The sequence below is a fragment of the Streptomyces alboflavus genome (assembly GCF_000716675.1).
Taxonomy (GTDB): domain Bacteria; phylum Actinomycetota; class Actinomycetes; order Streptomycetales; family Streptomycetaceae; genus Streptomyces; species Streptomyces alboflavus.
In genome coordinates this window covers 93,922-107,030 of the sequence record NZ_JNXT01000005.1, presented here as the reverse complement: position 1 = coordinate 107,030, position 13,109 = coordinate 93,922, and the positions used below count along the sequence as shown (strand labels likewise).

Genomic DNA, 13,109 nt, shown 5'->3' with positions numbered 1-13,109 from the left:
ACTCAATCTAACCCGCACGCACCGTCACCGTTGATCGCGGGCTGCGGCCTTACTCGTCCTCAAACGCCGGACGGGCTTCAATCGCCTCAGCGCAGGGCGTCTGCGACCTCGCGGGCGGCGTCCACCACGCGCGGGCCCACCCGCTCGGGCACCGAGTCCGCCAGCATCACGACCCCGACGCTCCCCTCTATCCCGGTCACCCCGACCAAGGGGGCCGCGGCGCCGCTCGCCCCGGCCTCCAGCTCGCCGTGGGTGAGGGCGTAGCCGGGGTCCGTGACCTGGGCCTGGCGGGCCGCGAGGATCGCCTTGCCCGCGGCGCCCCGGTCAAGGGGGTGCCGGAAGCCGGTGCGGTACGCCACGTGGTAGTCGGTCCAGGTCGGCTCGACGACCGCGACGGCGAGCGCCTCGGTGCCGTCGACGAGGGTGAGGTGCGCGGTGGCGCCGATGTCCTCGGCCAGGGCGCGCAGGGCGGGCAGGGCGGCCTCGCGGACGAGCGGGTGGACCTGCCGGCCGAGCCGCAGCACCCCGAGCCCGACGCGGGCGCGGCCGCCCAAGTCGCGGCGTACGAGGGCGTGTTGTTCGAGCGTGGCGAGCAGGCGGTACACCACGGTGCGGTTCACGCCGAGCTTGTTGGACAGCTCGGTGACGGTCAGGCCGTGGTCGGTGTCGGCGAGCAGCTTGAGGACGCGCAGTCCTCGGTCGAGCGTCTGAGATGTCTCCGCTGTCACGACGCCCACTCCTTTAGTGGTGAGGGTCGACGGCCCCCTCTGGCGGCGGGCACCGGACGCGCTCCGGGGCGACGCTGCCACGGGGCGTTGTGTAGCGGGGACAGTAGCGAGGGCGTCCCGCTCAGCGGAAGACTCCGTCCAGAATCCGGTCAAGGGGAGGGAAAGAGAGACCGGAATATCCCGAAAGATCCCGCCGCAGATGGACGCTGCGTGCACAACGTCTACACGCGGAGCACACGATTCCCTACGGCAAGGAGAACAGGAGGGAGAACGGCAGGGAGAACGCGACGGAGAACAGCAGGGAGAACGGGACCTACCTCATCCGGGTCGCCCACTCCTGCACCTTGGCGACCCGCTGCCGCAGCTGCCCGGCCGTGGCCTCCGCGCTCGGCGGGCCCCCGCAGGTGCGCCGCAGCTCGGTGTGGATCACGCCGTGGGGCTTGCCGCTCTGGTGGGAGTACGCGCCGACCATGGTGTTGAGCTGCTTGCGCAGTTCGAGCATCTCCTTGTGGGAGACCACGGGCCGCCGCTCGGCGGGCAGTTCGAGGAGGTCGGCCTCCTCGGCGGGCTTCTTCTTGCTGTGGGCGATCTGCCGGGCCTGCCGCTTCTGGAGCAGCAGCTGCACCTGGTCGGGTTCGAGGAGCCCGGGGATGCCCAGGTAGTCCTGCTCCTCCTCGCTGCCCGGGTGGGCCTGCATGCCGAATTCGGCGCCGTCGTAGAGGACGCGGTCGAAGACGGCCTCGGACTCCAGGGCCTCGAAGGAGAACTGCTCCTGTTCGCCGGTGTCCTCGTCCTGCTGCTTGTTGGCCTCGTCCATCTCCTGCTCGGACTCGGCGTAGGGGTCCTCCTCGCCGTGCTTCTTCGGCCGGTCGAGGACGTGGTCGCGCTCGACCTCCATCTCGTTGGCGAAGCCGAGCAGGTCGGGGACGGTGGGCAGGAAGACGGAGGCGGTCTCGCCGCGGCGCCGGGACCGCACGAAGCGCCCGACGGCCTGGGCGAAGAACAGCGGCGTGGAGATGGTCGTCGCGTACACGCCCACCGCGAGGCGCGGCACGTCGACGCCCTCCGACACCATCCGCACCGCGACCATCCACCGCTCGTCGCTGCCGCTGAAGTCGTCGATGCGCTTGGAGGCACCGGCGTCGTCAGACAGGACCAGGGTGGCCTTGGTGCCGGTGATCTCGCGGATCAGCTTGGCGTAGGCGCGGGCGGAGTCCTGGTCGGAGGCGATGACGAGGCCACCGGCGTCCGGGATGGCCTTGCGCACCTCGCCGAGGCGCCGGTCGGCGGCCTTCAGGACGTTCGGCATCCAGTCGCCGCGCGGGTCCAGGGCGGTGCGCCAGGCCTGCGAGACGGCGTCCTTGGTCATGGGCTCGCCGAGGCGGGCGGCGATCTCGTCACCGGCCTTCGTGCGCCAGCGCATGTTGCCGCTGTACGACAGGAAGATCACGGGCCGCACGACGCCGTCACCGAGGGCGCTGCCGTAGCCGTACGTGTAGTCGGCGGCCGAGCGCCGGATGCCGTCGTTGCCCTCCTCGTACACGACGAAGGGGATGGGGTTGGTGTCGGACCGGAAGGGCGTGCCGGTGAGGGCGAGGCGCCGGGTGGCGGGCTCGAAGGCCTCCAGGCAGGCCTCGCCCCAGGACTTGCTGTCCCCCGCGTGGTGAATCTCATCGAGAATCACCAGCGTCTTGCGCTGCTCCACGCGGTTGCGGTGCAGCATGGGGCGCACGCCGACACCGGCGTAGGTGACGGCGACGCCCTGGTACTCCTTGCTGAGCGGTCCCGCGCTGTACTCGGGATCCAGCTTGATCCCTATCCGAGCGGCCGCCTCGGCCCACTGCTTCTTCAGGTGCTCGGTGGGCGCGACCACGGTCACCTGCTGGACCACGTGGTGGTGCAGCAGCCACGACGCGAGCGTCAACGCGAACGTCGTCTTGCCGGCGCCGGGCGTGGCGACCGCGAGGAAGTCGCGCGGCTGCTCCTGGAGGTACTTCTCCATCGCACCCTGCTGCCAGGCACGCAGCTTGCTGGCGGTGCCCCAGGGGGCGCGGCCGGGGAAGGCGGGGGAAAGGTGGTGTGACGAGGAGGCGGCGGTGGTAGTCACGGTCTCCGGTTCGTTCGGGTTCGGCGGCACGGCTACGTATGACAACCGGGCCACCTTACCGGTGCGCCCCCGGGGCACCGGGTTGACGACCCCGGAGGACGGGCGGGTGGGACACGTCTCACACCGGAGCGCGGGTGGGCCGCCGCATTCCTCCAGTCCACCCGCACCCTCCCAGCCCGCCCCGGCAAGGTTTCAGCCCGTCCGGCGTTTGAGGACGAGGCGCGGAGCGCCGATCAGCGGGGGTCCGGGGGCGCAGCCCCCGGTTACGGGAAGGGGCGGGCCTGGGGGCTGCGCAGCCGCGTCCCCACCCAGACCCCCACCAGAGCCACCACAGCCATGGGCAGGAACACCACGACGAACGCCCCCGGATGCGACCCCCCGACCTCCCCGGCCCCATGCCCCGCGCCGACCATCCCCCCGCCGAGCGCGGCAAACGCAGCCCCACCCGCAGCCAGCAGGATCACGTTCGAGAGCCCGTCGGATATCTGAAGCGAAGCGGAGTTGGCCCCGGCGTCCTCAGGCGCCGACAACCGCAGCAACAACACGCTCGTGGACGCGATGACAAGCCCCATCCCGAGGCACCCGACCCCCCAGGCGACAGCGACGATCCACACCGGCACGGCATCGATCAGCACGCTGGGCGCAACCGCGATGGCCAGGGCGACGAGCGCCATCCCCAGCGGAACGAGCCGCCCCCGGTACGCCTCCATCCCCGGCCGCGACTGCACGTACGACCCGAGCGCCCAGGTGGCACCGCCCGCGGCGAGCGAGAACCCGGCGAGCGTGGGCGAGAGCCCCCGCTCGGTGACGAGCATCAGCGGCACGAAGGACTCGGCGGCGACGAAGGACCCGGCGGCGATGCCACGCAGCAGCACGACGGAGGGCAGCCCGCGAGCGGCCCGGTAGGTGCCGCGCGGCAGCAGCCCGAGGACGGCGGGCACGAGGAGCGCGGCGCCCGCCACGGCCGGGAGCAGCGACAGCCAGCGCAGGTCCTGCCCCGCGTACTGGAGGAGCCCCGCGCCGAGCGAGATGCCGAGGGCGAGCCGGATGCGGCGCCGGTCGAAGGCCTCGACGGGCGCGTCGGGGTCGAGGGGCCCGGACGCGGTGCGCCGTATCGCGGGCAGCGCGAGCATGAGCGGCGCCACGACGAGGACGGGGATGCCGACGAACACCCAGCGCCAGCCCAGGTGCTCGGTGACGGTCCCGGCGATGAGCGGCCCGACGATCGAGGGCACCACCCAGCACGCCGCGAACGCCGCGAGGATGGGCGCCCGCAGCCGCTCCGGGTAGGCCCGGCTCACGATGACGTACAGCGACACGATCACGAGGCCGCCGCCGAGGCCCTGCACGGCACGCCCCAGGATGAACATCCACATCACGGCGGCCGTGCCGGACAGCACGAGTCCGGCAGCGAACGCGCTGATCCCCACCGCGAGCGGCCCGAGCGGTCCGCGCCGGTCGGCCCACTGCCCGGAGAGCACCATCCCGAACAGGCTCGTCGTGAAGTACCCGGAGAACGCGAACGCGTACAGCGAGATCCCGTCGAGCTCTCGCGCGGCCACGGGCATCGCCGTCCCGACGGCGGTCGCCTCGAAGGCGATGAGCAGGACGACGGAGACGATGCCGATGCTCAGCGCGCGATGCGCTCGGCCGAGGAGGCCGCCTTGCGGCTCGGACGGGTCCACGTCGACGGACGGGGCGGGGGCGACATCCGTGTCGCGCGGGTCGGGGGCGGTCATGCCAGCAACCGTAAGGTCCACAACGGACATTGACCCCTGTCCGGAGAAGGTCACCCGCTGGTCCCTTGGTCGTACGACTCCGGCCTCTGCTCAACCCGGGCCAGATGCGTCCCCGTCTTCGGCAGGGCCTGAACCACCCCGGCCGCTACCCATCGCGGACGCTCTGGCCGTCAGGAACCTGGAAGCAAGAGGAGTTGACGTCCACCTCGATCATGGACGGATCCTCACTGCGGCCTCGACGGTCCTGAAGAGTGATGACGACTGAAAACTTCTTCTCCGGATGGTCGGCGGTTAGTTCCAGACTCCTCGCTTTACTCGAATCTGGACCATAGCTGACAATCTTCCACCCGCGCTTCGGCAATTCACCCTTGAGTCGCTTCATCGCCCTCTCCATATCTGGAACAGGGGCATCGTAGAGACTCCAGGCGTGGTACACCCTGTAGTACTTCTTGAAATCCCTTCCGCCGCAAGGATCAGGCCCAGGGCTCGGCTCACTCACCTTCCCGCGCAAGGCGATGATATCCAGGATTTGACTGGAAAGACCCGCCGCACTTTCGATCGCTTTTTTTACCGGCCGCGTTTCCGGTTCCGATTTATCCATATCCGAACATCCTGCGAGTACGGTAATCGCCGAGACGGCGATGAGGGCTGACGTCACACGACTAATCAAGCTTCACCTCGTCATGCTGCCCAGCAATTACTGCGGCTTGGTTCATCAGGCTCAAAGACGGCCCCCGATCACTCGTGTCCCAGTACCCGCTGTGACTGGAAGAGTCGGTCTTCATTATGTTTGCGCCAAAATCATCGTCTGTGGGCACATTCCCATCGGCGCCGAGTCCGACGAGTTTCCCTCCCATGGGCACCGGATCGTCGAGGAGGGGAGCCCCCATGGCCCAGACGTGCCCCTTTGGCACATCCAAGTCGTCCGCGTGCTTGACCTGCATGCCCGGACTCCCGGCGACCACAACGTCATCAGCGGCCAGGCCGCCGTGCTTGGACGCCTCACCGATGACGGTGCTGCCGTAGCTGTGCCCGACGAGGGTGGTGTGGCTGGCCTCGGGACCACCCTGGGCCTCCTGGACACCATGCATGAACTGGCTGAGCGTCGGCCCCGCCTTCTCCGCACGCCCTGGATACGCGGCTTCCGGATCGATATCGCCGTCCATGATCGGAATCGCTGAACGGGGAGTGTCATAATCGAGCCAGGTGATGGTGGAAACATCACGGCCAGGCACTTTACGACTGGCCGCATCCCACAGAGTCTCACCGCGCCCTAGATCCCCATCGATGTTACCCAGGCTGGCCTTCGTCCCCGGCACATAGACAGCCGTGTGATCCGCCGTATCTGGATTACCACTGGCGATAATGACGCGACCATCACCGGCACCCTCAGGATCAAACCCGAGTAGATAGGCTGGCGGGAGCGACTTGTTTCCCGCCGCGCCGCCCCGACCAGGAGGCCCGCTTTCCTCGACGCCCGTCCGGTCAAAGCGGCTCTGAATAGCGTCCATTCCCTTTAGGGAGTTTCGCAGGAACTCGATCCTGTCCTCGCCGCCGGTCTTTTCCGTCCATTCCATGTACGCCCTCGTCAGACCGGACGTCGGCGGCTGGTACTTCATCGGCATCGGCGGAAATGAATTCAGCTCCAGCTGGAACTGAGCCCTCTTCTCTGCCAGCACCGTACGGTTGGCCTCGTCACGCACATCTGCAGGCAGCCCGTCCAATGCGCCAACAGACGCAGGGCGGAGCGCAGCGTAGTCGGCGCGCTCTTGATCGCTCAGCCCCTTCCACCACTTCGCATTGTCCTGGGGAGTGCCGTCCTTCGGCGGCCCCCCCATGGTTTCCAGGTACTCCTTGGCTCCCTTGCCGACCGCACGTGTATCAGACTGGACGTCACTCCAGTCCCGGTGGGACACCGTCAGATCGTCGTCCGCCTTCAACTTCCTCAGCTTCGGCGCCCACTTCTCGTCCGCCTCCGTGGCCTCCTGGAGGGCGCCGGCGATGCGGTTGGCGTACTCCTGGGCACGGCCGAAGTTCGGGTTGGGGTTGAAGTTGGCCGACTGGCGGTAGACATCGGCGGCCGCCTCGCTTGTCGTGCCCTGCGCCGTGCCGCCCTCGGGGAGCTTGCCGTCAGCCTTCTCGCCGCCCGCCGGGTACGTCACGGAACCGTCTGGGTTCACCGTGAACTTCTCAGCCTGTGCGCCGGAGACCGCCGAGTCGAGCTTCCGCTTGGCCGATCCCAAGTCGTGGGCGAGCGCGTTGAGCGCCGTGGCGACCAGGCCACATTCCGTCTGGGTGTAGTGGAAGTTCTGGGCCAGCGACTTGAGTTGCTTGAGCGCGGCCTCCAGGCTCTTCCCCTCCAGCGACGAGCGCATGCCGGGCGCGAGCTGGTTCTCGATGCGGTCCTTGGCGGCACTGGCCATATCACTGGCGGCGCGGTACCCGTCCGCAGCGTCCTCGAATTCCGACGGCTTCAAGGACTTGAGCGTCTTGTAGTCCACGGACCCCGTTTCACCGGCCCTTCGGCTGGCCGCCGATGGCTGGTGTATCCGCGTACAGGTCCTTCAACTTCTCAATTTCAGCCCTGACCGATTCATCGGTCTTCTGCTGGTCGCCACCAGTTTTGGTCAGCAACTCCCCGAGGCTCCCGCAGCGTCTGCTCACGTCCTTCATGTACCGCTCCCAGGAACGGCTCACCTCCCGCTGTGCGGCCGCGCTCTGGCACCCGTCGAGTCCCCCGAGCCCCGTCTGCCCCTCCCTCAGCTTCGCCAGCGCCCTTCCCACGCCCTCTTTCAGGCCCTCGACCCCGTCTCCTGCCTTGGCCCAGGCCGCCTTGCTGGACCTGAGGCCGCCCCAGGGCCCTCCGCCACCGCCGTCATCGCCTTTTGACGTGCTGTCGATCTGCATCGCCTGGGAGTGCCGCTCGGCGGCCTCGGCCTTCAACTGCTCCCACTCGTGCCACACCATGGGTCGAACCCTCCCCGTACATTCCTTGCGAAACACCCGCCGGACATCGCACATGGCCTGAGGCAACTGCCCTGAGGCCGGCCCCAGTCCATGCCGGCTGCATCAGTAGGCGCACCCTGATGGCGTGGCCGACGCGTGAACCTCAGATCCCTTCCGAACCCGCGTCACCATCGCCCCCGTCCGCACCCCCGGATCCCGCCCCGTCCTCCGACCAGTCCAGGAAGCGCTTGTACGTCTCCTTGCCTGACCTGCCCTTGTCCCAGGTGACCGTCAGGGTGTCGCCGCCCGCGAAGATCAGGTCACCGAAGATCTCCTTGCTGTCGCGCTCGCAGAGCAGGCCGATGCGGTAGCTGCGGCCCGGTTCGATGACACGGCGCAGGCCGGAACAGCGGCCGCCGTCGAGCAGGGACACCGAGGCCTTCTTCGGCTGCGTGGTGTCTGGGATGTCGCGGAGCCCGAGGATGCCGCCGCCCGGCTTCTCCGAGCGCCAGAAGCCGACGAGGGTGGTCCCGGTGGGGCCGCCGCCGGGCTCGTCCTCGCTCTCCCCGTCGTCGGGGTCGGCGTAAGGGTCGCCGGACTCCCCCGCGCCGTCCGACTCCTCCGCACTCGGCGTCTCGCTCGGACGGGGCTCGGCGCTCGCGGTCCGGCCGGCCTCGGCGGCGGGCTTCTTCGACTGCCCGTCGTCGTCGCCCTTGCCAACCGCGAACCAGACCCCGCCGCCGATGACGGCCAAGGCGGCCACGGCGGCAGTGACGGCCAGCCATCGCCTGGACTTCGGGCCGCCGCCGTCGGGGGTGGGGAACTGGGGCGGGTAACCGCCGTAGGGAGGCTGGGCGTTGGGGTGGGTGTAAGGCTGGGCGCCTGGCTGCGCGTACGGGTTGTCGGCCGACGGCTGCTGTGCGCCGTACGACCCCTGAGGTGGCAGCGCGTACGGCCCCTGCGCCGCCGGAGGCGGGCCGAACCCTCCGCCCTGCCACGACTGCGACTGCGGCTGGCCGGGCTGCTGTCCCGGCGGCTGCGTCATCTGTGCTTCCTCCCCCGTCACTCAGACAACAGACTGTCCAGCCAAGTGGCCGACGCATGCTCATTGCAAGTGCAATTCGAGCCAGGTGGGCGGAAGTTGAGCCGAGGCGCGGCTCAGTTCAGCCGCACGCTCGCCACCACCTCGTCCACCACCTTCTCGTCCACCGGCCCCTTGTCCGCGTACGGGCCGACCCCCGTCCCCGGCGTCGCGAGCCCCAGCAGGAACGCGGACCGGGTGTCGTCCACCGAGACGAGTGTCAGGCGCAGATGGGCCGTGCCTCCCTCGCCGTCGCGCACGGCGAGGGCGACCGTGTGGGCGGGGCGGCCGTCGACGGTGACCGCCTCGGACTCCTTGAGCTCCGACGATCCGTCCGGGTAGAAGAACTCCGCGTTGGAGCGCGCGGCCCGCTCCGTCTCGTGCTGCAGCGAGGACTCGGGCACCGCGCCCGACCGCCCCGCGAGCGCGACACCGCCGCCCTCCTCCTCGTTCCCCTCCTCCGCCGAGTCCGCGAGGCCCTTGCCCTTGGAGGCGATCGACGACGTGAACGCGCCGATCAAGTCCCCCTTCTTGTCGTTGCGTTCCCACCCTTCGGGGATCCCGTACGACATCCCCGCCCGCGCGTCCGTCACCCGTGGCCTGCCCGCGAGCGGCCCCTCGTCGCCGTCCCGCGTCCACCACCAGGTGCCGAGGCCCGCGGCGAGCACCGCGAGGACGACGACGATCACGACGACCGGGCCGGAACCGCCCCGGCGACCGCCCGCGGGCTGCGGCGGCTGCGGGTGCTGCGCGTACGGCTGCGGGGGCGTCTGCGGTATCGGGGGCGTCGAAGTCATGCGCCAAGCCTCGCCGCCCGGCCCCGCCGGGCCCTGAGTACGCCTACTCAGCGCCCTACTCACTCCCCCACATCCGCCGCACGCACCAGCCCCGCGCAGCCCTCGGGCAGCAGGTCTTCAGGCCAGCTTTCCGCTGTGACCAGGGGCACCCGCCGTGAAGCATGAGTGAAGATCTTTCACGTTATCCTCACTCGCGGCGCAGGATTTGCGGTCTGCTCCCCGCCAGGACAAATAGACAGCATAATCACGCTCGTCCAACTCTGCACTACTTACCCGCAGTTGTCCTTAATAAGGGGCAACTCTTCCCGCCGATTGCGGCGCCGCACCTTTCCCCCTGTACGCATGGCCTGGGCAGTCCGGCCGACCACCGGAACCGCCCCTTCACCACGCTCACTTGGGGGTTTTACGCATGTCCGGAATCACCCGCCGCCGGGCCATCAGCGCCGCCGCGAGCGCCGCCGCCGGTATCGCCGTCGTCGGTGCCGCCCGCGCGGCGGCGACAGTCGCCGAGCCGGGCGCCGAGGCCCACCCGGGCGCCGCGCCCGACGCCTTCGACGAGGTGTACCTCGGCCGCCGCATCCAGGGCGCGCCGTCCCACGACGGCGGCCACCACGGCGCCCATGGGGGCCACGGCGCCGGTTACTCCGTCCGCATCGACGGCGACGAACTGCACATCATGCGCAACGCCGACGGCACGTGGATCAGCGTCATCAACCACTACGAGCCGCAGGCGACCCCGCGCGCACTCGCCCGCGCGGCCGTGGTCGAGCTCCAGGGCGCCACCCTCGTCCCGCTCGCCCCGCCCGCGCCGTAGCCCGCGCCCTCGTCCCCGTCCCCACCCCTCGCCCGACCCGGAGCAGCACCGCCATGACCGTACGCAAGAACCAGTCCCAGCTCACCGCCGACGAGAAGCGGCGCTTCGTGGACGCGCTCCTCGCCCTCAAGCGCGACGGCCGCTACGACTCCTTCGTCAGCACACACAACGACTTCATCATGAGCGACACCGACAACGGCGAACGTGTCGGCCACCGTTCGCCGTCCTTCCTGCCCTGGCACCGCCGCTTCCTCATCCAGTTCGAGCAGGCGCTGCAGTCCGTGGACGCCTCCGTCGCCCTCCCCTACTGGGACTGGACCGTCGACCGCACCCCGGCCGCCTCCCTCTGGGCCCCCGACTTCCTCGGCGGCACCGGACGCAGCCGCGACAGCCAGGTCACCGACGGCCCCTTCGCCTCCGCCGGCAACGGCTGGCGCATCAACGTACGCGTCGACGGCCGCGACTTCCTGCGCCGCTCCCTCGGCGCGGGCGTCCGCCAACTCCCCACCAAGGCCGAGGTCGACTCCGTCCTCGCCATGTCCACGTACGACATGCCGCCCTGGAACAGCGCCTCCGACGGCTTCCGCAACCACCTCGAAGGCTGGCGCGGCGTCAACCTCCACAACCGCGTCCACGTCTGGGTCGGCGGCCACATGGCGACTGGCGCGTCCCCCAACGACCCGGTCTTCTGGCTCCACCACGCGTACGTCGACAAGCTGTGGACCCAGTGGCAGTCGCGCCACCCGGGCTCGCCCTACCTGCCCGCCTCCGGCACGCGCGACGTCGTCGACCTGAACGACACGATGCGCCCGTGGGGCGACGTCACTCCGGCCGACATGCTGGATCACACGCGGTACTACACCTACGACGTGGCCGCCTGAACGAAGTGACGCCAGGCCCCCGCGGCGAACCCGAGGTGGGGGCCTTGGCGGTTCTTGGAGTCGCGTACGTGGATGGTGGTGGGGGTTGCGGCGACCTCGACGCAGTCCTCGCCGTTGCTACTGCTGCTGTAGCTGCTCTTGGTCCACTCCAGCGCGACCTCGACGCAGCTATCGCCCTCACTGCCACTGCTGTAGCTGCTCTTGAACCAGTCCAACTCGGCCTTGCCTTCAGCCCAGGGCCTACGAGTCATGTCTCTCCCAGCAGTTGCTCGATGAAGGCGAGCGAATGTCGTGGCGTCAGAGCCTGCGCCCGGATGATGCCATACCGCAGTTCGAGGATTCGGATCTGCTTCGGGTCGAAGACCGGTCGGCCGTTGAACGCTCCCTCGGAGCGGCCCACCGCCGTACCGTCCCCAAACTTCAGCAGTTCGATCCCGCCGTCGATCCCAGCATGCTCCATACAGTCCATGGGCATGACCTGGATCTCGACGTTTCGCAACTGGCCCACCTCAAGCAGGCGTTCGAGTTGCCGACGCCTCACCATTGTCCCTCCTAGAGGGCGCCTCAGCGTCTGCTCCTCCTGGACGAAGCTCAGCTCGGGCGGGGGAGTCCGCTCGAAGACAGATTGCCGCGCCATGCGCGCCGCCACCACGCGCTCCACCTCATCGCGCGAGTAGGCAGGTCGCCGCATCTCAAACAGCACCTGTGCGTGCTCCTTGGTCTGCAACAGGCCATGAATGCTCTGGACGCCGTAGAGGCACATCTCCACCGCCCGCTCCTCCAGCTTCGCCAGCTCCCGAACCCTCTTCGGATACCGCGCCTTGGCCATCTCCTCCTTCATCGCCGAGATGAACCCGTTGGCCTTGAGGACCCGGTCGGCGGCGTCCAAGTACTCCGGGCGCGGGATACGCGCTCCGCGCTCGACCTTGCGGACCAGGTCCTCCCCGTACCCGATGGCCTCGCCGAACTCCCCCGCGCTCAAGCCCGCGGCCACACGCCACCGCTTCTGCTGATGGCCCAACGCCTCGACCACCGAGGCGATTTCGTCCCCGGGCTCGACGTCCCAGCCCGACTCGTCCACGCCTTCGCCGTCCGTACTCATCACGCCCACCTCCGAAAAGCACCGCCCCGCTCCAACGCGCAGCCGTACCCGTAAGGCACGCCGGACAGCCGGGACAGCACCGGACAGCGACGGGAAAGTCACCGTACGTGCGCCGCGTGGCTCAGGAGAAGGAGACCTCCCGCGCCCGCACGGTGCCGCCGCGCCGCCCGGGGGCTTCCTGCCGGTGCCAGTAGAGGTTGGTGTGCGCGATCACGAGGTCCGGGGTGGGGGCGCCGTAGCCGCTCAGGTCCTCGGTGGTGTGGGCGTCGGCCACGAGGGTCGCGTCGTAGCCGCGGGTGAAGGCGCCGTGGAGGGTGGAGCGGATGCAGGCGTCGGTCTGGGCGCCGGTGACGACGAGGTGGCCGACGGCGTGTGCGGCGAGGACGGACTCCAGGTCGGTGGCCTCGAAGGAGTCGCCGTAGAGCTTGTGGATGACGGGCTCACCGTCACGGCGGGCCAACTCCGGGACGTACGCCCAACTCTCGCTGCCGCGCGGGAGTTCGTCGTCGGAGTGCTGGATCCAGATGACGGGCACGTCGGCCGCACGCGCCTTGTCCACGACGGTGACTATGTTCGCGATCACGGCGTCCCGCTCGTGCGCCTCGGCCACCACACCGTTCTGCATGTCGATGACCAGCACGGCGGTACGGGGGCGGTCGGGCAGGGTTGTCATGGGGGTCTCCAGTTCCACGGTCCACGGGTTCACTGCCGCGGCGTTCCCTGTTTCGTGAACGCCGCATGGCAGTCGCGTTGCGGCGACGGCCCGGCGCTTGATCGGCGCGAGCCGTGCCGCCTACGGTCGATACGTCACGTACGGCGAGAGCGTACGACGTGGCCGTGTGCCCGAGTGGTTGAGGGATTCGCCTGCAAAGCGAAGCACACCGGTTCGATTCCGGTCACGGCCTCCAAGTCCC

Annotated in this window: 13 protein-coding genes and 1 tRNA gene; 3 read left to right on the top strand and 11 right to left on the bottom strand. The window is 69.3% G+C overall.

All coding sequences use genetic code 11. The features are described from left to right. Positions 1-86: 86 nt before the first annotated feature. The 8 genes from OO63_RS06355 to OO63_RS45300 form a co-directional block, all read right to left on the bottom strand. Entirely contained in the window at positions 87-728 is a 642-nt protein-coding gene (locus tag OO63_RS06355; protein ID WP_030358366.1) for an IclR family transcriptional regulator, read from the bottom strand. 313 nt (positions 729-1,041) lie between these two features. Further along, entirely contained in the window at positions 1,042-2,835 is a 1,794-nt protein-coding gene (locus tag OO63_RS06350; protein WP_030358367.1) for a DEAD/DEAH box helicase, read from the bottom strand. A 263-nt stretch (positions 2,836-3,098) separates the two neighbouring features. Next, a complete protein-coding gene (locus OO63_RS06345; RefSeq protein WP_030358368.1) occupies positions 3,099-4,574 on the bottom strand; it encodes an MFS transporter in 1,476 nt (491 codons plus the stop codon). A gap of 145 nt (positions 4,575-4,719) precedes the next feature. Then, entirely contained in the window at positions 4,720-5,232 is a 513-nt protein-coding gene (locus tag OO63_RS45305; protein ID WP_157853952.1) for a hypothetical protein, read from the bottom strand. A gap of 4 nt (positions 5,233-5,236) precedes the next feature. Next, on the bottom strand, positions 5,237-7,075 hold the full coding sequence (locus OO63_RS06340) for an alpha/beta hydrolase (RefSeq protein WP_030358369.1): 1,839 nt from the start codon (positions 7,073-7,075) through the stop codon (positions 5,237-5,239). 10 nt (positions 7,076-7,085) lie between these two features. Next, positions 7,086-7,541, bottom strand: coding sequence for a hypothetical protein (locus OO63_RS06335; RefSeq protein WP_030358370.1), 456 nt, complete (start codon positions 7,539-7,541; stop codon positions 7,086-7,088). A 142-nt stretch (positions 7,542-7,683) separates the two neighbouring features. Continuing rightward, positions 7,684-8,565, bottom strand: a complete 882-nt coding sequence (locus OO63_RS06330; protein ID WP_030358371.1) for a hypothetical protein — start codon at positions 8,563-8,565, stop codon at positions 7,684-7,686. Positions 8,566-8,678: 113 nt separating this feature from the next. Beyond that, entirely contained in the window at positions 8,679-9,398 is a 720-nt protein-coding gene (locus OO63_RS45300) for a DUF8017 domain-containing protein (protein ID WP_030358372.1), read from the bottom strand. 409 nt (positions 9,399-9,807) lie between these two features. Between OO63_RS45300 and melC1 the strand changes: the two genes are divergently transcribed. Both melC1 and melC2 read left to right on the top strand, forming a co-directional pair. Further along, on the top strand, positions 9,808-10,212 hold the full coding sequence (melC1, locus tag OO63_RS06320; protein ID WP_030358373.1) for an apotyrosinase chaperone MelC1: 405 nt from the start codon (positions 9,808-9,810) through the stop codon (positions 10,210-10,212). A gap of 53 nt (positions 10,213-10,265) precedes the next feature. Continuing rightward, positions 10,266-11,093, top strand: coding sequence for a tyrosinase MelC2 (gene melC2, locus OO63_RS06315; protein WP_030358374.1), 828 nt, complete (start codon positions 10,266-10,268; stop codon positions 11,091-11,093). Here the strand turns inward: melC2 and OO63_RS06310 are convergent. The 3 genes from OO63_RS06310 to OO63_RS06300 all read right to left on the bottom strand — a co-directional run bounded on the left by OO63_RS06310 (position 11,075) and on the right by OO63_RS06300 (position 12,868). Beyond that, on the bottom strand, positions 11,075-11,344 hold the full coding sequence (locus tag OO63_RS06310; protein ID WP_030358375.1) for a DUF397 domain-containing protein: 270 nt from the start codon (positions 11,342-11,344) through the stop codon (positions 11,075-11,077). The genes melC2 and OO63_RS06310 overlap by 19 nt on opposite strands. Further along, complete coding sequence (locus OO63_RS06305; protein ID WP_030358376.1) at positions 11,341-12,195, bottom strand: helix-turn-helix domain-containing protein; 855 nt, start codon at positions 12,193-12,195, stop codon at positions 11,341-11,343. Before OO63_RS06305 ends, OO63_RS06310 begins: the two co-directional genes overlap by 4 nt. 121 nt (positions 12,196-12,316) lie before the next feature. Next, positions 12,317-12,868 carry an isochorismatase family protein gene (locus tag OO63_RS06300; protein WP_030358377.1) on the bottom strand — a complete coding sequence of 184 codons (552 nt, stop codon included), beginning with the start codon at positions 12,866-12,868 and terminating at the stop codon, positions 12,317-12,319. A 160-nt stretch (positions 12,869-13,028) separates the two neighbouring features. Between OO63_RS06300 and OO63_RS06295 the strand changes: the two genes are divergently transcribed. Beyond that, positions 13,029-13,103 (top strand) — tRNA-Cys (locus tag OO63_RS06295). Positions 13,104-13,109 lie beyond the last annotated feature (6 nt).

Coding starts and splice junctions, on each gene's coding strand:
- OO63_RS06345 (WP_030358368.1), bottom strand. CDS start 4,574: ATGACCGCCCCCGACCCGCGCGACACGGATGTCGCCCCCGCCCCGTCC.
- OO63_RS06335 (WP_030358370.1), bottom strand. CDS start 7,541: ATGGTGTGGCACGAGTGGGAGCAGTTGAAGGCCGAGGCCGCCGAGCGG.
- OO63_RS06330 (WP_030358371.1), bottom strand. CDS start 8,565: ATGACGCAGCCGCCGGGACAGCAGCCCGGCCAGCCGCAGTCGCAGTCG.
- OO63_RS45300 (WP_030358372.1), bottom strand. CDS start 9,398: ATGACTTCGACGCCCCCGATACCGCAGACGCCCCCGCAGCCGTACGCG.
- melC1 (WP_030358373.1), top strand. CDS start 9,808: ATGTCCGGAATCACCCGCCGCCGGGCCATCAGCGCCGCCGCGAGCGCC.
- melC2 (WP_030358374.1), top strand. CDS start 10,266: ATGACCGTACGCAAGAACCAGTCCCAGCTCACCGCCGACGAGAAGCGG.
- OO63_RS06310 (WP_030358375.1), bottom strand. CDS start 11,344: ATGACTCGTAGGCCCTGGGCTGAAGGCAAGGCCGAGTTGGACTGGTTC.
- OO63_RS06305 (WP_030358376.1), bottom strand. CDS start 12,195: ATGAGTACGGACGGCGAAGGCGTGGACGAGTCGGGCTGGGACGTCGAG.
- OO63_RS06300 (WP_030358377.1), bottom strand. CDS start 12,868: ATGACAACCCTGCCCGACCGCCCCCGTACCGCCGTGCTGGTCATCGAC.